The 22,121-nt window shown below is 69.4% G+C and carries 24 protein-coding genes; 19 read left to right on the top strand and 5 right to left on the bottom strand.

Annotated elements, in window-relative coordinates; translation table 11 throughout:
- Positions 1-147 precede the first annotated feature (147 nt).
- From VLK61_RS13265 to VLK61_RS13230, 8 genes are all read left to right on the top strand, one after another.
- On the top strand, positions 148-1,026 hold the full coding sequence (locus VLK61_RS13265; RefSeq protein ID WP_325421901.1) for a transketolase: 879 nt from the start codon (positions 148-150) through the stop codon (positions 1,024-1,026).
- Positions 1,023-1,973, top strand: a complete 951-nt coding sequence (locus VLK61_RS13260; RefSeq protein ID WP_325421899.1) for a transketolase family protein — start codon at positions 1,023-1,025, stop codon at positions 1,971-1,973. Before VLK61_RS13265 ends, VLK61_RS13260 begins: the two co-directional genes overlap by 4 nt.
- A 16-nt stretch (positions 1,974-1,989) precedes the next feature.
- Positions 1,990-3,477: an FGGY family carbohydrate kinase gene (locus VLK61_RS13255; protein WP_325421897.1), complete on the top strand. Its 1,488-nt coding sequence runs from the start codon at positions 1,990-1,992 to the stop codon at positions 3,475-3,477.
- Positions 3,478-3,491: 14 nt separating this feature from the next.
- Positions 3,492-4,502, top strand: coding sequence for an ABC transporter permease (locus VLK61_RS13250; RefSeq protein ID WP_325421895.1), 1,011 nt, complete (start codon positions 3,492-3,494; stop codon positions 4,500-4,502).
- Between the two features lie 47 nt (positions 4,503-4,549).
- Complete coding sequence (locus tag VLK61_RS13245; RefSeq protein ID WP_325421893.1) at positions 4,550-5,485, top strand: sugar ABC transporter substrate-binding protein; 936 nt, start codon at positions 4,550-4,552, stop codon at positions 5,483-5,485.
- 105 nt (positions 5,486-5,590) lie between these two features.
- A complete protein-coding gene (locus VLK61_RS13240; protein ID WP_325421891.1) occupies positions 5,591-7,096 on the top strand; it encodes a sugar ABC transporter ATP-binding protein in 1,506 nt (501 codons plus the stop codon).
- A 41-nt stretch (positions 7,097-7,137) separates the two neighbouring features.
- Entirely contained in the window at positions 7,138-8,118 is a 981-nt protein-coding gene (locus VLK61_RS13235) for a sugar-binding transcriptional regulator (RefSeq protein ID WP_325421889.1), read from the top strand.
- Positions 8,119-8,140: 22 nt separating this feature from the next.
- Positions 8,141-8,908 (top strand): SDR family oxidoreductase, encoded by a 768-nt coding sequence (locus VLK61_RS13230; protein ID WP_325421887.1) that lies wholly within the window; start codon positions 8,141-8,143, stop codon positions 8,906-8,908.
- A 37-nt stretch (positions 8,909-8,945) separates the two neighbouring features.
- Here the strand turns inward: VLK61_RS13230 and ribBA are convergent, their stop codons facing one another.
- Together ribBA and VLK61_RS13220 are read right to left on the bottom strand one after the other, a co-directional pair.
- A complete protein-coding gene (gene ribBA / locus VLK61_RS13225; protein WP_325421885.1) occupies positions 8,946-10,064 on the bottom strand; it encodes a bifunctional 3,4-dihydroxy-2-butanone-4-phosphate synthase/GTP cyclohydrolase II in 1,119 nt (372 codons plus the stop codon).
- Positions 10,065-10,147: 83 nt separating this feature from the next.
- Positions 10,148-10,621, bottom strand: a complete 474-nt coding sequence (locus VLK61_RS13220; protein ID WP_325421883.1) for a DUF4863 family protein — start codon at positions 10,619-10,621, stop codon at positions 10,148-10,150.
- Between the two features lie 102 nt (positions 10,622-10,723).
- Here VLK61_RS13220 and VLK61_RS13215 point away from each other — a divergent pair, with 102 nt between their 5' ends.
- The 5 genes from VLK61_RS13215 to VLK61_RS13195 all read left to right on the top strand — a co-directional run bounded on the left by VLK61_RS13215 (position 10,724) and on the right by VLK61_RS13195 (position 15,602).
- Positions 10,724-11,164, top strand: a complete 441-nt coding sequence (locus tag VLK61_RS13215) for a MaoC family dehydratase (RefSeq protein ID WP_325421881.1) — start codon at positions 10,724-10,726, stop codon at positions 11,162-11,164.
- 228 nt (positions 11,165-11,392) lie between these two features.
- Entirely contained in the window at positions 11,393-11,860 is a 468-nt protein-coding gene (locus tag VLK61_RS13210) for a rhodanese-like domain-containing protein (RefSeq protein WP_325421879.1), read from the top strand.
- Positions 11,861-11,863: 3 nt separating this feature from the next.
- On the top strand, positions 11,864-12,787 hold the full coding sequence (epsC, locus tag VLK61_RS13205) for a serine O-acetyltransferase EpsC (RefSeq protein ID WP_325421877.1): 924 nt from the start codon (positions 11,864-11,866) through the stop codon (positions 12,785-12,787).
- 139 nt (positions 12,788-12,926) lie between these two features.
- Positions 12,927-13,856 (top strand): family 2A encapsulin nanocompartment shell protein, encoded by a 930-nt coding sequence (locus tag VLK61_RS13200; protein WP_325421875.1) that lies wholly within the window; start codon positions 12,927-12,929, stop codon positions 13,854-13,856.
- Positions 13,857-13,865: 9 nt separating this feature from the next.
- Positions 13,866-15,602 (top strand): family 2A encapsulin nanocompartment cargo protein cysteine desulfurase, encoded by a 1,737-nt coding sequence (locus VLK61_RS13195; protein ID WP_325421873.1) that lies wholly within the window; start codon positions 13,866-13,868, stop codon positions 15,600-15,602.
- On the opposite strand, the gene VLK61_RS13190 is transcribed toward VLK61_RS13195, so the two are convergent.
- Complete coding sequence (locus VLK61_RS13190; RefSeq protein ID WP_325421871.1) at positions 15,590-16,321, bottom strand: hypothetical protein; 732 nt, start codon at positions 16,319-16,321, stop codon at positions 15,590-15,592. The two genes, VLK61_RS13195 and VLK61_RS13190, sit on opposite strands and share 13 nt — an antisense overlap.
- Positions 16,322-16,443: 122 nt before the next feature.
- On the bottom strand, positions 16,444-17,190 hold the full coding sequence (locus VLK61_RS13185; RefSeq protein WP_325421869.1) for a class I SAM-dependent methyltransferase: 747 nt from the start codon (positions 17,188-17,190) through the stop codon (positions 16,444-16,446).
- A gap of 162 nt (positions 17,191-17,352) precedes the next feature.
- On the opposite strand from VLK61_RS13185, the gene VLK61_RS13180 reads away from it, so the two are divergent.
- From VLK61_RS13180 to VLK61_RS13155, 6 genes are all read left to right on the top strand, one after another.
- Positions 17,353-18,252: a class I SAM-dependent methyltransferase gene (locus VLK61_RS13180; protein ID WP_325421867.1), complete on the top strand. Its 900-nt coding sequence runs from the start codon at positions 17,353-17,355 to the stop codon at positions 18,250-18,252.
- A 166-nt stretch (positions 18,253-18,418) separates the two neighbouring features.
- The gene (locus tag VLK61_RS13175; RefSeq protein WP_325421865.1) at positions 18,419-19,432 is read left to right on the top strand and encodes a sulfate ABC transporter substrate-binding protein; all 1,014 of its coding nucleotides are present in this window, start codon (positions 18,419-18,421) and stop codon (positions 19,430-19,432) included.
- Entirely contained in the window at positions 19,433-20,197 is a 765-nt protein-coding gene (locus VLK61_RS13170; protein WP_325421863.1) for a MotA/TolQ/ExbB proton channel family protein, read from the top strand. It begins immediately after the preceding gene.
- Between the two features lie 31 nt (positions 20,198-20,228).
- Positions 20,229-20,660, top strand: coding sequence for an ExbD/TolR family protein (locus VLK61_RS13165; protein ID WP_325421862.1), 432 nt, complete (start codon positions 20,229-20,231; stop codon positions 20,658-20,660).
- Between the two features lie 4 nt (positions 20,661-20,664).
- Entirely contained in the window at positions 20,665-21,099 is a 435-nt protein-coding gene (locus tag VLK61_RS13160; RefSeq protein WP_325421860.1) for an ExbD/TolR family protein, read from the top strand.
- 22 nt (positions 21,100-21,121) lie between these two features.
- Positions 21,122-21,886, top strand: coding sequence for an energy transducer TonB (locus VLK61_RS13155; RefSeq protein ID WP_325421858.1), 765 nt, complete (start codon positions 21,122-21,124; stop codon positions 21,884-21,886).
- Between the two features lie 40 nt (positions 21,887-21,926).
- On the opposite strand, the gene VLK61_RS13150 is transcribed toward VLK61_RS13155, so the two are convergent.
- Positions 21,927-22,121 (bottom strand): DUF2894 domain-containing protein (locus tag VLK61_RS13150; protein ID WP_325421856.1); only part of this gene is annotated, 195 nt, incomplete at its 5' end.

The following is a 22,121-nucleotide window of genomic DNA, read 5'->3' as shown; positions in this document are numbered from 1 at the left end:
GGCGGCCTGGTTCAAGTCACAAGCCCTTGACGGCTGACACCTAGGGAAGCCCCGAGTGTCGGCCCCTGATCGACTCACCTAATCTATATCCAGTTAATTCATTACTGAATAAATATGCACGACAGTGATCCGCCCTCTGCGGCACCCTTGGCGACAGATGTCGCGGCCCTGGGTCGCTGGCGCGGCCGCCGAGAAGCCTTCGCAGCGGGCGAGCCGGACAGCCGGACCGACAGGCTGGCGGCCGCCAGCACGCGCATCCGCCGCCGGATCCTGTCGACCATCGAAGGGGCAGGGCTGGGCCATGTCGGCGGCGACCTGTCGGTGACCGACATCCTCGTCACGCTGTTCGAGGGCGTGCTGCGCATCGACCCGGCCGCACCCGACTGGCCCTTGCGTGACCGCTTCATCCTGAGCAAGGGCCATTGCGCGGCTGCGCTCTATGCCGTGCTGGCGGAGTGCGGCTACTTCCCGGCCGAGCGTCTGGTGCACTTCGCGGCGCCGCTGTCGCCGCTGAACGGGCACCCGAACCGGCGCAAGGTTCCCGGGGTCGAGACCAACACCGGCCCCCTGGGCCACGGCCTGCCGGTCGGCGTCGGCTGCGCGACGGCGGCGCGCATCCGCGGCGAGGACTGGCGGACCTTCGTGGTGCTGGGCGATGGCGAGCTGCAGGAGGGCAGCAACTGGGAGGCCGCGATGTACGCCGCGCAGCGTCGCCTCGGCAACCTGACCGCGGTGGTCGATCGCAACCGCCTGCAGCAGGGCGCGAGCACCGCGGACACCAACGATCTCGAGCCGCTGGCCGACAAGTGGCGGGCCTTTGGCTGGGAGACCCATGTCGTCGATGGCCACTCGCATGCCGAGCTGCTGGCCGTGCTGTCGCAGGCGCCGGGTGCTCGTCCACGCGCGGTGATTGCCGGCACGGTGAAGGGCAAGGGCGTGTCGTTCATGGAGAACGGTGTCGAGTGGCACCACAAGGTGCCCACCGCGGCCCAGGTCGAGGCGGCGATGAAGGAGCTGGCGTCGTGAGCAAGCAGGACAGCAGCGCCGGCTTCGATTGCCGCGTGGCTTTCGCCGACGAACTCGCGGCGCTGGCCCTAACTGACCCGCGCATCGTCGCGGTCTGCAACGATTCGGTCGGCTCGAGCAACCTCGTTGCGTTCCGCCAGGCCTTCCCCGAGCGGCTGGTCAACGTCGGCATCGCCGAGCAGAACATGGTCGGCGTTGCCGCGGGGCTGGCCAACGGCGGCCTGCGGCCCTTCGTCTGCGCTGCCGCGCCCTTCCTCACCGGCCGCGCGCTCGAGCAGATCAAGGCCGACATCGCCTACTCCGACTTCCCGGTGGTGCTGTGCGGCATGAGCCCCGGCATGGCCTACGGCGAACTCGGGCCGACACACCATTCGATCGAGGACCTGGCCTGGCTGCGCGCGATCGCCGACCTCGCCGTGATCGTCCCGGCGGACCCGGTCGAGACGCGCGCCGCGATGCGCTGGGCGGTCGGCGCGAACCGGCCGTGCTTCCTGCGCATCGGCCGCACCAAGGTGCCGGCGGTGTCGCCCGAAGGCCAGGCCTTCGAGCTCGGCCGCGCCGTCGTGCTGCGTGGCGGGGCCGACGTGACGATCGTCGCCATCGGCACGATGGTCTCGCGCGCGCTCGACGCCGCCGAACGGCTGGCGCAGCTGGGCATCCAGGCGCGGGTCATCAACGCCGCGTCGGTCAAGCCGCTCGACGAGACGACGATCCTCGCCGCGGCGCGCGAGACGCGCGGCATCGTCACCGTCGAAGAAGCCGTGGTGCAGGGCGGCCTTGGCTCGGCCGTTGCCGAACTGGTGTCGCAGGTGCACCCGACGCCGATGCGCATCATCGGTGTCACCGGCTTCGCGCCGACCGGCAGCGCGTCCTACCTGTTCGAGCATTTCGGGCTCACCGCCGCGAACATCGCCGAACGTGCGCAAGAACTGCTGCGGGCCCACTGAGCGCGGAAGGACGGCCATGGACCACGTGCTCGCCATCGACCAGGGCACCAGCGCGACCAAGTGCGTGCTGGTCGATGCCCGGGGCGGCATCGTCGCCAAGGCGGCGGCGCCGGTGGGCGAGCGCTACCCGGCGCCGGGTTGGGTCGAGCAGGACGCCGACGAGATCTGGCACAGCCTGCGCGCCGCGGTGGCCCACTGCCTCGCGCAGCGCGACGGTGTGCGCGTGGTGGCCATCGGGCTGTCGACGCAGCGCGAGTCGGCGCTGCTCTGGCAGCACGAGGGCGCGAAGGCGCTGACGCCGCTGCTGAGCTGGCAGGACCGGCGCACCGTCGAGCTGCGTGACCGCCTCGCCGCCGAGGGTGCCGAGCCGCTGGTGCGGGCGCGCTCGGGGCTGCCGCTGGACCCGATGTTCTCGGCGCTGAAGATCCGCTGGCTGCTCGACCGCCTCGACCCCGAGCGTCGTGCCGCACGCAGCGGCGCGCTGCGGGCCGGCACGATCGACGCTTGGCTGATTGCCCGGCTCGGCAGCCATTCAGGGGGTGATGATGGCGGCATCGAGGTCGGCAACGCCTCGCGCACGCAGTTGCTCGACGTGCAGCGCGGCAGCTGGGACGACGATCTGCTGCGGCTGTTCAACGTCCCGCGTGCGGCGATGCCGGCGGTGCGGCCTTCGCTCGCGCGGCGCGGGGACGGCGCGGCGCTGCACCCTGCGCTCGCCGGCGTGCCGGTGCAGGCGGTGATGGCCGACTCGCACGCCGCGCTCTTCGCGCACGGCGCGCACGCACCCGGCGACGTGAAGGCGACGATGGGCACGGGCGCGTCGGTGATGGGCCTGGCGCACGATGGGGCGCACGTGCATCCCGGCCTGTGCCGGACGATCGCCTGGGACGTCGGCCCCGGCCCGCTGCCGGCGCTGGAGGGCAATATCCGCTCGGCCGGGGCGACGCTGCGCTGGGCGGCCGATCTGTTCGGCCTGGAGCCGGAGGTGGCTGCCGCGGAAGCCGCCGGCGCCGAGGCCGCCGGGCTGTGCCTGGTGCCGGCCTTCAGCGGGCTGGGCGCGCCGTACTGGGACGCGCACGCCGTCGGTTTGATCAGCGGCCTCACGCTGGCCACGGGCCGGGCGCAGATCCTCGCCGCGGCGCTCGACTCGATCGCCCACCAGGTGGCCGACGTGCTGGACGCGATGGATGCCAGCGTCTCGGGCGTGCAGCGCCTGCTGCTGGACGGCGGGCCCTCGCGCAACCCGACGCTGCGTGCGCTGCTGGCCGCTTACATCGGCCGTCCGGTGGTGCACTGCGCCGACGTGGAGCTCTCTGCCCTCGGTGTGGCGCACCTGGCCGGCGTCGGCGCAGGGCTGTGGGACCTGCCGGCGCTGTGCGAGCTGCCGCGCGCGCAGCAGACCACACCGGTGCCCGCCGACGCCGGGCCGGCCCGCCGCGACGCGCGCCGGGCCTGGGCCAGCGCCGTGGCCCGCGCCCGCCTCCAGCCGGGCACCGGCGCATGACAGACGGAGACGACATGGCCATCGATTCCACCGCTCGTTCGCCGGTGCGCACTGCGGACGCCGGCGTACCACCGCTGCCGCCGTCCGTCGCCTGGCAGGAGCGGCTGTCGGACCACATCCCGCTGCTCAGCCTGGTCACGCTGTGCATCGTCTTCTCACTCGCCACCGACACCTTCCTGTCGGTGCGCAACCTGCTCAACGTCATCGACCAGCTGACCGTGCTGGGCATCATGGCGCTGGGCATGACGGCGGTGATCGTCATCGGCGGCATCGACCTGTCGGTCGGCTCGGTGCTCGCGGTCTCGATGATGGCGATGGGCTGGCTGAGCAACGTGCTCGGCGTGCCGATGCCGCTGGCCATCGTCGCCGCGCTGCTGGTCGGCGCCGCCTGCGGCGCGACCTCGGGCTTGCTGATCACGCAGGCCAACCTGCCGGCCTTCATCGCCACGCTGGCGACCATGTCCATCGCGCGCGGGCTGGCCAACCTGATCACCGACGGCAGCCAGATCGTCGGCTACCCCGACTGGTTCTCGGCGCTGTCGATCGAGCGCCACTTCGGCTTCCTGTCCGTCACGGTAGCGCTGTTCCTGGTGCTGACGGTGCTCGCGGCCGCGTACATGAAGTACCGCGCCGGTGGCCGCTCGCTTTATGCAATAGGCGGCAGCAGCGAGGTCGCCCGGCTCGCCGGCATCCCGGTCAAGCGCTTGACGCTGGGCGTCTACACCGTCTGCGGCCTGCTCGCCGGGCTGGCCGGGGTCGTGATGTCGACGCGGCTGGATTCGTCCCAGCCCAGCGGCGGCCTGGGCTACGAGCTGGACACGATTGCCGCGGTGGTGATCGGCGGGGCCAGCCTGGCCGGCGGCGTCGGCTCGATCTTCGGCACGCTGATGGGCGTGCTGACGATCGGCGTGCTGCGCAACGGCCTGAACCTGATCGGCACTTCGCCGTTCGTGCAGCAGATCGTCATCGGCGTCGTGATCGTGCTGGCCGTGATGGTCGACGCCAACAAGCGCAGGTCGCGCTGATTCCCTGACTTTCACTTCCCCCACCCCGTCAACGAGGAGACATCGCCATGTTCAAGTTCAACAGAATCGCGCTCGTCACGATCGCCGGCCTGACCCTGGGCGCGGCGCCCGGCGCCTTTGCCCAGGGCCAGGGCAAGAAGATCGGCCTGGCCGTGGCCAACCTGCAGGCCGAGTTCTTCAACATGATCAAGCAGTCGGTCGAGGCCTACGGCAAGGAGAAGGGCTACACCGTGATCACCGTCGACGCCAAGGGCGACGCGACGACGCAGGTCAACCAGATCCAGGACCTGATCGCGCAGAAGATCGACGCGCTGATCTACATCCCGGCCGGCGCCACCGCCGCGGCCGTGCCGGTGAAGGCGGCGCGCGCGGCCAAGATCCCGGTGATCAACGTCGACCGCCAGGCCGACGGCGCGCCCGGTGACACCTTCATCTACGGCCAGTCGATTCCCGCCACCGCCGAGCTCGGCAAGTGGGTCTGCGAACAGACCAAGGGCAAGGGCAAGGCCGTGATGATCCACGGCCAGCGCGGCACGACGCCGGAGGTCGAGCGCACCAAGGGCTTCACGCAGGGCCTGGCCACCTGCGGCATCAAGGTCACGCAGCAGCAGTGGACCGAGCGCTGGTCGGCCGACGAAGGCAACAAGTTCGCCCAGGACATGCTGCAGCGCGACCCATCGGTCAACATCATCCTCGGCCAGGCCGATGGCATCGCGCTCGGCGCGGCGCAGGCGGTCAAGCTCGCCAAGCCGGCGCAGAAGGTGTGGGTCGTCGGCTTCGACGGCGACGTCGGCGGCCTGAAGGCCGTGCAGAGTGGCTCGCTGGACGCCACCGCGACGCAGCAGACCTTCACGATGGGCCGCATGGCCGTCGACGCCGTGACGACCATCCTGGGCGGCAAGACGGTGCCGAAGGACCAGCCGACCGATGCCAAGGTCACGACCAAGGCCAACGTCGAGCAGTTCCTCACAGCACATCCGTGACCCACCCCCGTAGCGCCTTCGGCGCTTCCCCCTCAAGGGGGCTACGCCAGCGGACCGGCAAAGCCGGATCCGCGGCGTGCGCTTGGCTAGACAGGCTCGTCCGCCGTGGGTAAGGGCGCGGTGGAGCACGACGGTCTCGTCGTGCGCAACATCGGCAAGACCTACGGCGCCGTGACGGTGCTGCACGGCGTCGACCTGGACGTGCGGCCGGGCGAATGTGTTGCGCTGCTCGGCGAGAACGGCGCCGGCAAGTCCACGCTGTCGTCCTTGATCGCCGGACTGGTAACGCCTGATGCGGGCGGCCACATGGCCTGGCGCGGCCGGCCCTACGCGCCCGCGTCTCCGGCGGACGCGCTGCATGCCGGCATCGGCCTGATCCACCAGGAGATGCGGCTGCTGCCGCAGCTGACGATCGCCGAGAACGTCTTCGTCGGCCGCCTGCCGATGAAGAACGGGCGGGTCGACCGGCCGGCGATGATCGCGCGGGCGCAGGCCCAGTTGCAGCGCCTGGGCCTGGACGTGCCGGCCACACGCAAGGTCGGCAGCCTGCGCGTCGCGGCGCAGCAGCAGGTGGAAATCGCCAAGGCGCTGACGCTCGATGCGCGATTGCTGATCCTGGACGAGCCCACGGCCGCCCTCGGTGACGCCGAGACCGAGCGCCTGTTCGAGCAGGTTCGCCGGCTGAAGGCCGAGGGCGTGTCCTTCATCTACGTCAGCCACCGGCTGGCCGAGATCGCCCGCATCTGCGACCGCGTGGTGGTGCTGCGCGACGGCGCGCATGTGGCCAGCCACGCCAGCGCGCAGGTGCCGCCGGCGCAGCTGGTGCGCGACATGGTGGGCCGCAGCGTCGACCGGCTGTTTCCCGAGGTGTCCGCGCCGGCGGCGGACGCGCCGGTGGCGCTGGCCGTGCGCGGGCTCACGGCGCCCGACGGCAGCTTCCGCAGCCTGTCGTTCGAGGTCCGCGCCGGCGAGATCCTCGGCTTCGCCGGCATCGCCGGCGCCGGGCGCACCGAGGCGATGCGGGCCATCGTCGGCGCCGACGCGATTGCCGCCGGCGAGATCTTCGTCGCCGGCCGGCGCCTGGCGCTGCGCTCACCGGCCGACGCGATCCGCGCCGGCCTGGTGATGGTGCCGGACGACCGCAAGGCACTCGGTGTCGTGCTGCAGCACGCGCTGTGGGAGAACCTGGCCTACAGCAACTTCGACCAGGTCGCGCCGGGGGGCTGGCTCAGGCCCTCGCGGGCCGTGGCCTTCGCCGACGGCCTGATCCGGCGGCTGCGCATCAAAGGCAGCGCCGCGCAGTCGGCGGCTTCGCTGTCCGGCGGCAACCAGCAGAAGCTGGTCATCGCGAAGTGGATCGCGCGCCGCCCGCGGATCATCATCCTCGACGAGCCGACACGCGGCGTCGACGTCGGCGCGCGCGCGCAGATCTACGAGCTCATCGCCGGCCTCGCGCGCGAAGGCATGGCGGTGATCGTGGTCAGCTCCGACCTCGACGAGGTGCTGGGCCTGTCACATCGGGTGATCGTGCTGTCGCGCGGCGAGGTCCGCGGCAGCTTGCCGCGGTTCGAGGCGAACAGCCAGCGCGTCATGGAGCTGGCGGTCGCATGAGCGTGGGTATCGCCTTCGCCGGCCCAGTGACAATTGAGCCCATGCCGACTGGAAGCTCGACCACCCCCGATCTCCTGCGGCTGACCACGCGCGTGGCGAGCCTGTACCACGAGCACGGGCTCGGCCAGGCGCGCATCGCCGAGCAGCTCGGCCTGTCACAGGCGCGCGTCTCGCGGCTGTTGAAGCAGGCCGAGCAGCTCGGCATTGTTCGCATCACGGTGCACGTGCCCGAGGGCGTGCACGCCGAGGTCGAGCAGCAGCTCGAGCAACGCTACGGCCTGGACGAGGCGATCCTCGTCGAGGTCGACGACAGCGCTTTCAGCGACGACGAGGCGATGTCGCGCGCGCTCGCCTCCACCGTCGCGACCTACCTCGAGTTGATGGTGCCGTCGTTCGAATCGATCGGCGTCTCGTCGTGGAGCTCGACGCTGCTGGCCGCGGTCAACGCGATGCGGCCGATCGGCCCGGGCGCGACGAAGAGCGTCGTGCAAGTGCTCGGCGGTGTCGGCGTGGCCGGCGCGCAGCGCTTCGCGACGCGGCTGACCGAGCGCCTGGCGCAACTGGCCAAGGCCGAGCCGGTCTTCATGCTCGCGCCGGGCGTGGTGGCCTCGCCCGCGGCGAAGCGGGTGCTGCTCGCCGACCCCTCGTGCCGGCAGGCGGTGGCGTACTACGACGCGCTGTCCGCGGTGCTGATGGGCATCGGCGCGATTCCGCCGTCACGCATGCTGCGCGAGAGCGGCAACGTGTTCAGCGAGCAGGACCTCGCAGACCTGAAGCGTGCCGGCGCCGTCGGCGATGTCTGCATGCGCTTCTACGACCTGCAGGGCCGCCCGGTAGAGACCGGTTTCGACCAGCGGGTGATCGGCATCTCGACCGAGCAGATCCGGCGTGCGCGCCGACGCATCGGCGTGGCCGGCGGCCGGCGCAAGTTCGAGGCGATCCGCGGCGCGCTGCGCGGCGGCTGGATCAGCACCCTCATCACCGACCTGGACACCGGCCAGCGCCTGCTCGCCGAGCCCTGACCCACCCCAAGGAGACACACGCATGGACATGTTCGGCCTGCAAGGCGAGGTTGCCCTCGTCACCGGCGCCGGCAGCGGCATCGGCCAGCGCCTGGCCATCGGCCTGGCCGAAGCGGGTGCCGACGTTGGCTGTTTCGACCTGCCGCAGCAGGCCACCGGCCTGGAAGCGACGCTGACGCGCATCCGCGCCCAGGGCCGGCGGGCGCTGGTGCACACCGGCGACGTCACCAACGCCGACGACCTGGCCGCGGCGGTCTCGGCCGTCGAGTCGCAACTCGGCGCGCTGAGCATCGCCCTGAACTGCGCCGGCATCGCCGACGCCGCGCCGGCCGAAGACATGGCCTACGCGCAGTGGCGCCGCGTGCACGCGATCAACGTCGACGGCGTGTTCCTCAGCTGCCAGGCGCAGGCCCGCGTGATGCTGCCGCGCCGCAAGGGCGCGATCGTCAACATCGCGTCGATGTCCGGCTCGATCGTCAACCGCGGGCTGCTGCAGGCCCACTACAACAGCTCCAAGGCCGCGGTGATGCACATGAGCAAGAGCCTGGCGATGGAATGGGCCGATCGCGGCGTGCGCGTCAACAGCATCAGCCCCGGCTACACGGCCACGCCGATGAACCTGCGGCCGGAGGTCGCCGAGCAGGTGAAGATCTTCGAACGCGACACGCCGCTCGGCCGCATGGCGACGGTGGACGAGATGGTCGGCCCGGCGGTGTTCCTGGTCAGCCGCGCGGCGTCGTTCTGCACCGGCGTCGACCTGATCGTCGACGGCGGCTTCGTGTGCTGGTGACCTCGACGGACGACGCAGAGCGTCGGCCTGCCGGTGATCATGACGCAGACTGCGGCGGTACGAAGCTCTCCGCGTGGAGGCCGTAGGCACCCATGCTCGGGAAGCGGCGCGGATTGCCGAGCACTTTCATCCGCGTTATGCCGAGGTCGCGCAGGATTTGCGCGCCGACGCCATAGGTGCGCAGGTCCACCTCCGGCGAGGCGGATGCGCTGCGCTGCTCGTCGCGCGGCGCGACGAAGCCGGCCAGCAGGTCGACCGATGACTCCGCGGCATTGAGCAGCAGCGCCACGCCGCGCCCTTCGTGCTGGATCGCGCGCAAGGCCAGCGGCAGCGGCCACGAGTGCCGGCCGGAGGCGGTGTCGAGCAGGTCCAGCACCGACAGCGGCTCGTGCACACGCACCGGCACCAGATCCGACTCCGACCAGTCGCCCACCGTGAGCGCGAGGTGCACGCCGCCGAAGTGATCACGGTAGGTGCGGGACTGGAAGCTGCCGTAGGGCGTCGTCAGCGGCCGCTGCCCGGCCTGTTCGACGATGCGTTCGTGGCGGCTGCGGTGGCGGATCAGGTCGGCGATGGTGCCGAGCTTGATGCCGTGCTGCGCGGCGAAGGCGACGAGGTCCGGCAGCCGGGCCATGGTGCCGTCGTCGTTCATCACTTCGCAGATCACCGCGGCGGGCTGCAAGCCGGCAAGCCGGGCGAGGTCGCAGCCGGCTTCGGTGTGGCCGGCCCGCATCAGCACGCCGCCCTCGGCGGCCCGCAGCGGGAACACGTGCCCCGGCTGGACCAGCGACTTCGGCGTTGCGTCCGAGGCCACGGCCACCTGGATCGTGCGGGCGCGGTCTGCCGCGGAGATGCCGGTGTCGATGCCGGTCGCGGCCTCGATCGAGACGGTGAACGCGGTGCCGTGCTTGGTGCCGTTGCGCGCAACCATCGGTGGCAGTTGCAGGTGATCGCAGCGGTCCGGTGTCAGCGTCAGGCAGATCAGGCCGCGGCAATGCCGGGCCATGAAGTTGATGCTGTCCGGCGTAACGTGATCCGCGGCGAGGATCACGTCGCCCTCGTTCTCGCGACCTTCGTCGTCCACCAACACGACCATGCGGCCGGCGGCCATTTCCGACACCAGGTCCGGCACGGATGCAAAAGGTTCTTGGGTCATCGTGTTCTCCTCGGTCAGGGATGCCGGGGAAGAAAGTGTATGCGTCGACGTCGACTCACCACGGGCGCGCTTGTCGTGTCCTCTCAGCGCGTGAACTCAATCGCCCCCTGCGGCAGCAGATACAACACCAGCGCCCGCCCGCTCGACACCGTAGGCCGATGCGCACTCCCCGGCGGGCAGACCAGCCAGCCGGCCGGCCGGCCATCGAACCGCGCGTCGCCGTCGATCGGCATCACCAGGTCGATCTCGCCGTTCGGGTGGCTGTGGTGCGGGCCGGCGATGTCCTGCATGTCGACCACGTCGACCGAGAAGCCGTGCAGGTCGGGGGCCGGCTTGAAGATGCGGCCGTAGCGGATGCCGCCGCCTTCCCGGTTGCACAGCCAGCCTTCGGTCACGCCGGCGCGGCAGGCGGTGGCCAGCGCTTGGTAGACCTCGCTCTGCGCGCCATGCTCGGCGTTCAGCCAGGCGTCCAGGGCGGCGTCCAGCGGGCGGCCGTCGAGCTGGGCGGTGAGCCGGCCCAGCAGCTGGCGGAAATCGTTGATCGCGGTGTCGGACATGGCGGGTCTCCAGGGTGATCTGCCGGCGCGCGGCGCCAGCGGGTATGCATTATTGTGCTTGAATGCACGATAGAGCTACAACCCCTTTTCCGGAGCCGCGCCATGAAGTTCGCCGAATTCCACCCGGGCCAGCAGATCAGCGCCGGGCCTTACGAGGTGACTGAAGCCGAGGTGCTGCAGTTCGCCCGGGCCTACGACCCGCAGTGGTTCCACACCGACCCGGCCGCCGCGGCGCAGGGCCGCTTCGGCGGGCTGATCGCCAGCGGCTGGCACACCTGCGCGATGGCGATGCGGCTGGCCGTCGATGCGGCCTTGCACGACTCGGAGTCCTTTGCCTCGCCGGGCGTCGCGAACATCCGCTGGCCGCGGCCGGTGCGGCCGGGCGACCGGCTGTCGCTGCGCGCGACGGTGATCGAGGTTCGCCGGTCCAGCCAGAAGCCCACGCTGGGCATCCTGCGCTGGCGCTGGCAGCTGTTCACCGCCGAGGGCCAGGAGGCGCTCGATCTCGAAGCCACCAGCCTGTTCAAGCTCGCCGCCGACTGAACGGCGTTCACCGTGACATGGCCGGCCGCGCGCGCTGCGCAGCGGCCGCGCTGCAAGACGGTGGGTACGAGGGGATCGGCGGCGGCGGGCTGAGCGCTCCAACGACGTGCTGGGCGAGCCGCGGAGCGGATTGCGCATATGCAAGCGCGCTTTCGTTCGTTCCGCCGCCCGGGCGGACTGCCTACGCTGGCGGCCATAGCCATCACCGCCCCGTTGTCAGGAGACGCCATGTCCGCCGTGCTTGCCGAAGCTTCATGCCATCCTTTGCTCGATCAAGCCCGGGCGCAGGCCCGCGTGGCAGGCCTGCCTTACGCCGGTGGCGTGCCGCCGGCCCAGGCCTGGGCGCTGGTGCAGGCCGGCGCGGCGCTGCTGGTGGACGTGCGCTCGGCCGAAGAGCGCAAGTTCGTCGGCCACGTGCCCGGCAGCCTGCATGTGGCCTGGGCCACCGGCACCAGCCTGACGCGCAACCCGCGCTTCACCCGCGAGCTGGAAGCCAGGCTGCGCAAGACCGACGTGCTGCTGCTGTTGTGCCGCAGCGGCAAGCGCTCCGCCCTGGCGGCTGAGGCGGCGGCCAGGGCCGGCTTCGAGCAGGCCTTCAACGTGCTCGAGGGCTTCGAGGGCGAGTTGAACGCGGCGCAACAGCGCGGCACGGCCGATGGCTGGCGCTTCCGCGCGCTGCCCTGGGTGCAGGACTGAGAGGTGAGCACGCCGATCGAACTGGCCGCCATCGTCACCGAACTTCGCGCGGTGCGCGAGCGCTGGCGCACGTCGCAGCAAAGACCGGTTGAAGTGGGCGGCCGTGAGCTGCCGTCCGGCGAAGCCCTGGCGTCCATTGTGAGCGGCCTGCGCGGCGCGCTGTTCCCGATGCGCCTGGGTCCGCCGGACCTGCGGCAGGAAAGCGAGGACTACTACGTCGGCCACACGCTGGACGCGGTGCTGAACGCCCTGCTGGTGCAGGTGCGCCTGGAACTGCGCTACCAGGCGCGCCATGCACAGCAGCCGCCCGCCGATGCAGATGCCCGCGCGCTGGCGGTGGTGCATGACTTCGGCGCGGCGCTGCCGACCATCCGCAGCCTGCTGGACAGCGATGTGCTCGCCGCCTACCACGGCGACCCGGCAGCGGGCAGCGTCGACGAGGTGCTGCTGTGCTACCCCGGCCTGCACGCGATGATCCACCACCGCCTGGCGCACCAGCTGTACCGCCTGGGCGTGCCGCTGCTGGCGCGCCTGGTGTCGGAGCTGGCGCATGCCGACACCGGCATCGACATCCATCCCGGCGCGCGCATCGGGCCTGGTTTCTTCATCGATCACGGCAGCGGCGTCGTCATCGGCGAAACCGCCGAGATCGGCCGCAACGTGCGCCTGTACCAGGCGGTGACGCTGGGCGCCAAGCGTTTTGCCACCGATGGCCAAGGGCATCTGCAGAAGGGCGGCGCGCGGCACCCGATCGTCGAGGACGAGGTGGTGATCTATGCCGGCGCCACGATCCTCGGCCGCGTGACCATCGGCCGCGGTTCGACCATCGGCGGCAATGTCTGGCTCACGCGCAGCGTGCCACCGAACAGCCGCATCGCGCAAGCCAGCGCCCGCGACGACGCCTTGGGTGATGCTACGGGAAAGTAACGCCAATTATGAGCGACACACGCAGCGTTGGCGGTGTGCTCGTCTGAACTGATCTTGCGCTGCGAAGGCAGTGCACGCGCCAGCGCGGCCGCGAAGCGCCGCCATAGAACTCACCCCCCATCGATTCCAGGACTTCCTCATGGCCGAACCTTCCCCCGTGCAGCTGGCTCTTGGCGACAACGCCGCCCGCCAGCTGGCCAATGCCACCAAGACCGCGCCGACACTGTCGACCATCAGCCCGCGCTGGCTGACGCACCTGCTGCAATGGCTGCCGGTCGAGGCCGGCATCTACCGGCTGAACACCGTCAAGAACCCGCAGGACGTGCAGGTGCTGTGCGCCAAACGCGACGAGTCGGAATTGCCGTCGACCTTTGTCGACTACGACGAGAAGCCGCGCGAATACTTCCTCAATGCCGTCAGCACCGTGCTGGACGTGCACACCCGCGTCTCCGACCTCTACAGCAGCCCGCACGACCAGATCAAGGAACAGCTGCGCCTGACGATCGAGACGATCAAGGAGAAGCAGGAAAACGAGCTGATCAACAACTCCGACTACGGCCTGCTGGCCAGCGTGGCGCCGGAGCAGATCGTCTTCCCGCTGAGCGGCGCGCCGACGCCCGACGACCTGGACGAGTTGCTGACCAGGGTGTGGAAGGAGCCCGCGTTCTTCCTGACCCATCCGCTCGCGATTGCCGCCTTCGGCCGGGAGTGCACCCGCCGCGGCGTGCCGCCGCCGACCGTGAGCCTGTTCGGCTCGCAGTTCCTGACCTGGCGCGGCATTCCGCTGATTCCGTCCGACAAGGTGCCGGTGGCCGATGGCAAGACCAAGATCCTGCTGCTGCGTGTCGGCGACAAGCGCCAGGGCGTGGTCGGCCTGTTCCAGCCCGGCCTGCCCGGCGAGCAGAGCCCGGGCCTGTCGGTGCGCTTCATGGGCATCAGCCGCAACGCCATCGCTTCTTACCTGATCTCGCTGTACTGCTCGCTGGCGGTTCACACGCCCGATGCGCTGGCGGTGCTGGACGACGTGGAGATCGGCAAGTACCACGACTATCCCGACACCTACAAGTGATAGCGCACGATGTCCTCGTCTGATGTGTTGAACCTGACGCCGCCGTCGGGCCTGCCGGATGCGGCCGTGCTGGCGCGGCTGGCCGGTGAATTCTTTGCTGCACTGCCGGGCAGCAACCCGGCGGTGGGCGGCGTTCCGGTGCCGGCCAACCCGGCGCCCGCTGGGCTCTCGCTGCCGCCGGGCACCAGCGGGCCGTCCACACCCGCGGCTGTGCCCTTGGGTGCGCTGCCCCCGGGGGCCAACCTGGTGCCCAGCTCGCCCCAGGCACCCGCCAACGCCGTGGCCTCGGCGCCGGCGCTGCTGCCGCATGCGCAAGCGCCGAATGGCGTGCCGGACCATGCGCTGATGGCCGTGCCGGGCTACGACGGTCGTTGGGGCTCCCACGTGCTCGCCGTGCCCGAAGCCAAGGCCGTGCCGGTGAGTGGTTATTACTTTCTGGCGGAGGCACCGGCCACGGGCCCCTTCTATTTCATCGACACGGTGCCGCAGCTGCCGGCGGCGGCCCCTGCGCATCCGCCCTTCGACATCCATGCCGTGCGCCGCGACTTCCCGATCCTGCAGGAGCGGGTCAATGGCCGCCCGTTGGTGTGGTTCGACAACGCCGCGACGACACAAAAGCCGCAGGCCGTGATCGACCGGCTGGCGCATTTCTACGCCCACGAGAACTCCAACATCCACCGTGCCGCGCATGAACTCGCCGCGCGCGCGACCGACGCCTACGAGAAGTCCCGCGAGACGGTGCGCCGCTTCATCGGCGCCGCGTCCACCGAGGAGATCATCTTCGTGCGCGGCACCACCGAGGCCATCAACCTGGTGGCCAAGAGCTGGGGCGCCAAGAACATCGGGCCGGGCGACGAGATCATCGTCTCGCACCTCGAGCACCACGCCAACATCGTGCCCTGGCAGCAACTGGCGGCCGAGAAGGGCGCGAAGATCCGCGTGATCCCGGTCGACGATGATGGCCAGCTGCGGCTGGATGAGTACCAGCGGCTGCTGAACGAGCGCACCAAGCTCGTCGCGGTGACGCAGGTGTCGAATGCGCTGGGCACCGTGGTGCCGGTGCAGCAGATCGTCGCGCTGGCGCACCGGGCCGGCGCGAAGGCGCTGGTGGACGGCGCGCAATCGGTCTCGCACATGCGGGTGGATGTGCGGGCGCTGGACGCCGACTTCTTCGTCTTCTCCGGCCACAAGGTCTTCGGGCCCACCGGCATCGGCGTGGTCTATGGCAAGCGCGAGATCCTCGAAGACATGCCGCCCTGGCAGGGCGGCGGCAACATGATTGCCGACGTGAGCTTCGAGCGCACCGTGTACCACGGCCCGCCGACACGCTTCGAGGCCGGCACCGGCAACATCGCCGATGCGGTGGGCCTGGGCGCGGCGTTGGAGTATGTGGAGCGCATCGGCATCGAGGCCATCGGCCAGTACGAACATGCGCTGCTGGACTACGCCACGCAGCGCATCCAGCCGATTCCCGGGCTGCGCCTGATCGGCACCGCGCGCGACAAGGCCAGCGTGCTGTCCTTCGTGCTCGACGGTCACACCACCGAGCAGGTCGGCCAGGCTCTGAACGCCGAGGGCATTGCGGTGCGCACCGGCCACCATTGCGCGCAGCCGATCCTGCGCCGCTTCGGGCTGGAAGCCACGGTGCGGCCCTCGCTGGCTTTCTACAACACCTGCGAGGAAGTGGACCGCTTGGTCGCGGTGGTGCAGCGGCTGGCGGGACGCGGGGCGCGTCACTCCCCGTAGAGGCGCAGGCGCCAGCGCATCTGCAGCTGGGCCTGCCCGCCCGTTGCGCCGCTCTGCACATCGAACACCTGGCGCGGCGAGACCCAGTCGCTCCACCCGGCCTTCGGGTCGGGCCGGCGTGGCATCGACGGCATGAAGACCTCGTGGCGCTCGCCGCCCGGCAGCGTCAGCCGGGCCACGACGAGCCGGTTGCCTGAGCGGATCAAGGGCCCCTGCACGGCGGGCACGACCAGGTGCTCACCGTCTCGGCGCACTTCGTCCTGCAGCACCAGCGCCACCGGCCGGGTGTTGGCCGTGGTGACCTCCACGTTCAGCCACTGGCGCGCGGGTTCGCCGGGCGCCGACGCGGCCAGCGCACGGAACTCCAGCAGCAGACTGGCCTGCGCATTGCCGTTGTAGATGACCGGGAGCTCGCGGGATTGCAGCCAGGCCCAGCCGGCCGCCACCACCACGGCCGCGAAGACGGCCAGCCCCAGCACGCCCTGCCCGAACTGCCGCAGCCCTTCGCCCGCCGGTGCGCTGCGGGCGTACCACGCCAGCCCGGCCACCAGGCCGAGCAGCGCGCCGATCACGCCCAACGCGATCACGAAGTAGCCCACCGCGCCCTCGCGGTTTGATGCGTGCGTTGCCTGGGCATACAGCGACGCAGCCACCGCGAACAGACCGAAGCCCAGCACCATGCCGCCCAGGCCCCACAACAAACCGATCATTGCTTTCATGGTCCCGATCGTGCCGCAGTCTTCTGACCAGCGGAGCAGCTGTCGATACCAGCGAGACCGATGCGACGAATGAAACCCGGCTGCCGAGCCCGCAGCGCGGCTTGTCGTGTGGCAGGAGTCGACTAGAGATGCTCAATGAAGCAGAGTTCGCACGCTATCGACGTTATCGACAGGTCGGTTGGCGAAAGCTCCTGCTTGGCCCGCATCTTGTCGATGAGCATCGGCATCCTCTTGAGATACGGATCGGACCGGATCCTGAACTGGAGCACCAGCGCACCCACGTCGCGCACGGCATTCATGAAGTCCACGCAGGTCATCCTGTTCAAGTGGCTCTTGTACGCAGGCCACCTGGCCGGAAAGTTTTGCCGGATGTCGCTTTCGGACATCCACAAATGCTCCCAATTGTCCCGGCCCAGGTGGCCGCCAATGGACGAAAACCACAAACCATCGGCGTAGATGCTGATGCGTCCACCCGGGCGCAGCAAGGCGCGAAAGGCGTTCAGCACGCCTTTCATGTCGGAGACATGCTCGAACACGCCGTTGGAGAGAATCAGGTCGAACTGCGCCGGCCGGGAGAGGGCCAGGTCATGCACGTCGATCTGCGCCATCGCATAGTTGAAGTCGTCCTGGCCGCGTTCGTGCAGCAGCGAACTCAGTGCGCCGGTGTCAATGGGGTGCAGATCGACACCGAGCGTGGTTCTCGCCTTGTGCGTGGCACACCACAGGATCTCGCTGCCCTTGCCGCAACCAAAGACCAGCACATCCTTGCCACCCGGATGGCCGAGCGGCAGCAAGGCGGCATCCAGTCCCTTTTCTCGTTGAAGAAGGTAGTTCTTCAGAAAGGTCAGCCTGTCCTGATCGGGATCCATCTCCGCTCCAGTTCGGCGATAGACGCCGGCAGTCCTGTGCGGAGCATACGTGCGCAACGCCAGAACTTGCAACAGCTCGTGTTCTGGAATACTGGGCAAAGGCCACGGCCTGCGCGGCGCGCAGCGGCATCCCGGCATCATCACGATTCTGAAGGGGTACACATGAGCGATTCACTCCTGGCCAGGGCCGCGGAACACTGGTCTCAGCCCAGCACCGCGCCTGCCCGGTCGCGCTGGTGGCAGAGTCGAAGCGTTTGCCGGCATATCAACCAGCGGTACTGCGGAACACCTGCCGAAGGAACCCATGGGGGTGACATCGAACTGCTTCGGAAGATCGCGGGCGGTACACGCCTGGAGCGTGGAATTTCCATCGGGTGTGGCAGTGGGTACCATGAACTCAAACTGCTCGAAGCGGATGTGGTCGGGCACTTCACGCTTTATGAGATCTCGGAGAAGAGGGCGGCCGATGCCCTGCAATCCGCACGCGCCATGGGGCTGCAGGATCGCGTGTCGATTCAAGTCAAGGATGCCATCGCCGAGGCGCCGGGGCCGGCCTGCGATCTGGTCTATTGGAAGGATGCCCTGCACCACATGCTTGACGCGCGTGCCGCCGTGTTCTGGAGTTGGCAAGCGCTGAAGCCAGGCGGGATCTTCTTTGCAAATGAGTTCGTCGGTCCGACGCACATGCAATACACCGATCGCCAACTGGACCTTGCGGAGAAGGTTCGCAGATCACTGCCGGAGAAGTACCTCGTTGATCCGCGTCAGCCATCGAAGCGGGTGCCGATGCGCAGGACTCGTCCCGACCTGGCCACCTTTCTCTCCGTCGACCCGACGGAGTGTGCCGACAGCAGCAACATCCTCCCTGCCATCCGTGCCTTCTTTCCCGAAGCGATGGTCTTGCCAACGGGCGGGGTGGTCTACATGCTCGCGCTCAACGAGATCCTGTCGAATATCCATGAAACCGAGGACGCCGCGCTCTTGCAGGTCTTGATGCTCGCCGATGATCTTTGCATCGAGGCGGGGGAGACACTGTATGCAGTGGCTCACGCCCGGCGCTAGCAAAGTCCTTGCGGGACCGACAGCGCCGGGCTGAAGAGGCGGCGCACTGCGCACGGCGCCTATAAGCATGTGCGGAAGTCTTTGTTCACGCCACGCGCCGGCACCGGGACACTGCGGAACGCTTGTGCCAAGACGCATGCGTTCACCCTTCTTGCAGGACGTCCCGATGAATACTTCCCCCTACTTCCGAAAAGCCCTGGTGCTCGCCGCGCTGGCTGCTGGCAGTGCCCTGGCGCTGGCCAAGGACATCACGCTGCTCAATGTGTCCTACGACCCGACGCGTGAGCTCTATCAGGAATACAACGCGGCCTTCGCCAAGCACTGGAAAGCCAAGACCGGTGACACGGTGAGCATCAAGGCCTCGCACGGCGGTTCGGGCAAGCAGGCACGCTCGGTGATCGACGGGCTGGAGGCCGATGTGCTGACGCTGGCGCTGGCCTACGACATTGACGAAGTGGCCGAGAAGGGCAAGCTGCTGCCGGCCAACTGGCAGTCGCGCCTGAAGCTCAACAGCACGCCCTACCAGTCCACCTACATCTTCCTGGTGCGCAAGGGCAATCCCAAGGCCATCAAGAACTGGGACGATCTGGTCAAGCCGGGCATCAGCGTGGTCACCGCCAACCCCAAGACCTCGGGCGGCGCGCGCTGGGGCTACCTGGCGGCCTACGGCTTTGCGCTGAAGCAGCCGGGCGGCAACGAGGCCAAGGCCAAGGAGTTCATCCAGAAGGTGTTCAACAACGTGCCGGTGCTCGATTCCGGCGCGCGCGGCTCCACCGTGACCTTTGCCGAGCGCGGCATTGGCGACGTGCTGCTGGCCTGGGAGAACGAAGCCCACCTGGCGCTGAAGGAGTTCGGTGCCGACAAGTTCGACATCGTCTACCCGCCGGTCAGCATCCTGGCCGAGCCGCCTGTGGCGGTGGTCGACAAGGTGGCCGACAAGCACGGCACGCGTGAGGTGGCGCAGGCCTATCTCGACTACCTGTATTCGCCCGAAGGCCAGGACATCGCGGCGCGGAACTACTACCGCCCGAGTGACGCGGCCACGGCGGCCAAGTACGCCAGGCAGTTCCCCAAGGTCAACCTGTTCACCATCAACGATGTGTTCGGCGGCTGGGCCAAGGCCCAGAAGACGCACTTCGCCGATGGGGGTGTGTTCGACGAGATCTACACGAAGAAGTAAATGAAACGCACGAACCTTTCATCGTGGGGGCGCCTCGTGGGTGGGGCGGCTCTGCTGGCCTGGGCCCTGGTGGCCCAGGCCCAGCCGGGCGCTGCCGCGGCCGTGGACAACCCCTATGGCCTGAACGCGCTGTGGACGCAGAGCGACGCGGTGGCCAGGAGCGTGCTGGTGATCCTGGCGCTGATGAGCATCGGCAGCTGGTACGTCATCATCACCAAGCTGCTCGAACAGCTGCGCATCGGCCGGCATGCCAAGGCGGCGGCGCGCGATTTCTGGAGCGCCGGCACCGTGCAGGCGGGCACCGACAAGTTGCCCGAGGCCAGCCCCTTCCGCTTCATCGCCCAGGCCAGCCTGCAGGCCACGCAGCGCCACAGCGGCCTGCACGCCCAGGTGGACTTCAACGAGTGGGTCGACCTGTCGCTGCACCGCGCCACCGAACGCGTGCAGCGCCGCCTCAGCGCCGGCCTGAGCTTCCTGGCCACGGTGGGCTCCACCTCGCCTTTCGTCGGGCTGTTCGGTACCGTCTGGGGCATCTACCACGCGCTCACCGCCATCGGCGTGGCCGGCCAGGCCTCGATCGACAAGGTGGCCGGCCCGGTGGGCGAGGCGCTGATCATGACCGCCATCGGCCTGGCCGTGGCCGTGCCCGCGGTGCTGGGCTACAACTGGCTGCTGCGGCGCAATTCCGCGGTGATGGACGAGGTGCGCGACTTCTCCGGCGAGCTGCATTCGGTGCTGCTGGGCTCGAGCGCTGCCGCGGCCTGATGATGCGTGATAGCGCTAAAAAGCTGCGGCCATGGCGATGAACCTGCCGGCCGCCGGCGGCAGCGGCGAGGAGCCGGTGATCGCCGCCATCAACACCACGCCGCTGGTCGACGTGATGCTGGTGCTGCTGATCATCTTCCTGATCACCATCCCGGTCGTCAACCACTCGGTGCCGGTGCAGCTGCCCAAGCTGCGCAACGAGCTGCGCGAGAGCAAGCCCAAGGACATCGTGGTCTCGGTCGACGGCCAGGGCGGCATCTTCTGGTTCGATGCGCGCCTGGCCGGCCCCGAAGCGCTGGTGGACAAGCTCAAGACCGCGGCGCGGCAGACGCCGCAGCCGGAGGTGCACATCCGCGGCGACGCACGCAGCGACTATGCGCCGGTGGGCCGCGTGCTGCTGGCCTGCCAGCGTGCCGGCATCCTGAAGGTGGGCTTCATCACCGAACCGCCGCCCCGGGGCTGAGACCATGAGCCGACGAACAAAACGCAGGCGCGCGCTGCCGGATGTCGAACCGGTGGCCGACATCAACACCACGCCGCTGATCGACGTGATGCTGGTGCTGCTGGTGATGCTGATCATCACCATCCCGATCCAGCTGCACTCGGTCAACCTCAACCTGCCGGTCAGCACGCCACCGCTGCCGGACACGCCGCCCGAGGTGCTGCGCATTCACATCGACCCGCGCAGCGTGGTGTTTTTCAACGGCACGGCGGTGGCCGATGCGGCCGAGCTGAAGTCCCGGCTGCAGGGGGCCGCGGCGCAGGCCGTGCCGCCCGAGGTGCATGTGCGCCCCGACAAGGCCGCCCGCTACGAGGCCTTCGCCGATGTGATGGTGGCCGTCAACCAGGCCGGCCTGCAGAAGCTGGGTGTCGTCGGCAGCGAGCAGTTCATCGACAAGTGATCACCGACCCCGAAAGGTTTGCATGAGCGCGATACTTTTTCCCGGCGGCGGCCTGGTGCCGGCAACGATCCGGCTGGCACCGCCCGCAAGCGCGCAGCCGGTGCCGCCGGCGGGCCTGCCCCTGTCGGCCACCCGGCCCGGGCGCTCGCCGCAGCCGGTGGCCGCCCACCGCGGCACCGGCCTGGTCGTCGTGGTGCTGATCCATGCGGTGATCGGCTGGGCGCTGGCGTCGGGCCTGGCGCGGCAGGCCATCGAGGTGATCCAGAAACCGATCCAGCTGGCGATCATTCCCGAGATCGCGCCGCCGCCACCGCCGCCGCCGCCGAAGGTGGAGAAGATCAGGCCGGCACCCAAGGCAGAGACACCGCCGCCGCCCGCCTATGTGCCGCCGCCCGAGCTCGTTCCGCCGGTGGCCGCGGCCGCCCCGGTGATCCGCGCGGTGCAGGCCGAGCCGCCGAAGGAGCCGGTGGTCATCGCGCCGCCGGTGCCCGTGCCGCCAGCCCCTGAGCCCAGGCCCGCGGTGGTGAAGCAGGAGATCAGCCTGGCCTGCCCCGGCTACCAGAACGTGCTGGCGCAGATGCTCGAAGAGGCCATGGATCGTGTCGGCGTGGCCGGCACCGTCAGCACCCGCCTGGTGGTGCGTGGCAACCAGGTGGTGGACGCCACCATCGTGTCGGGCCCGAAGGAATACGCCAAGTACGTGCAGGCAGCCGTCAAGCGCATGAAGTGCTCGGCTGGCGGGGCCGACGAAGTGCAGGTGGCGCTGAACATCAACTTCAGCAAGTAGCCGAGCCGAGGATATGTCGCAGCGGCGCCGAGGGCCTCGCTCACCCGGGCTTGCCGCGAGCGGCCTTGCGGGGCTTGTCGCCCTCGGCGCGAACGATATCCTGGGGCACCGCCAAACGGCCGCCATTCGCCTGTTCGAGCCACAGCAAGGCATCGATGTGCGACATGAAGCGGCTGAGGTAGTCGGGCGACAGCTCCCGCATCAAGGTGAGCGATCGCAGCACCAGGGCGTGGGA

The organism is Aquabacterium sp. (assembly GCF_035476535.1).
Taxonomy (GTDB): Bacteria; Pseudomonadota; Gammaproteobacteria; order Burkholderiales; family Burkholderiaceae_C; genus Pseudaquabacterium.
This window is presented reverse-complemented; position numbering and strand designations above follow the sequence as displayed.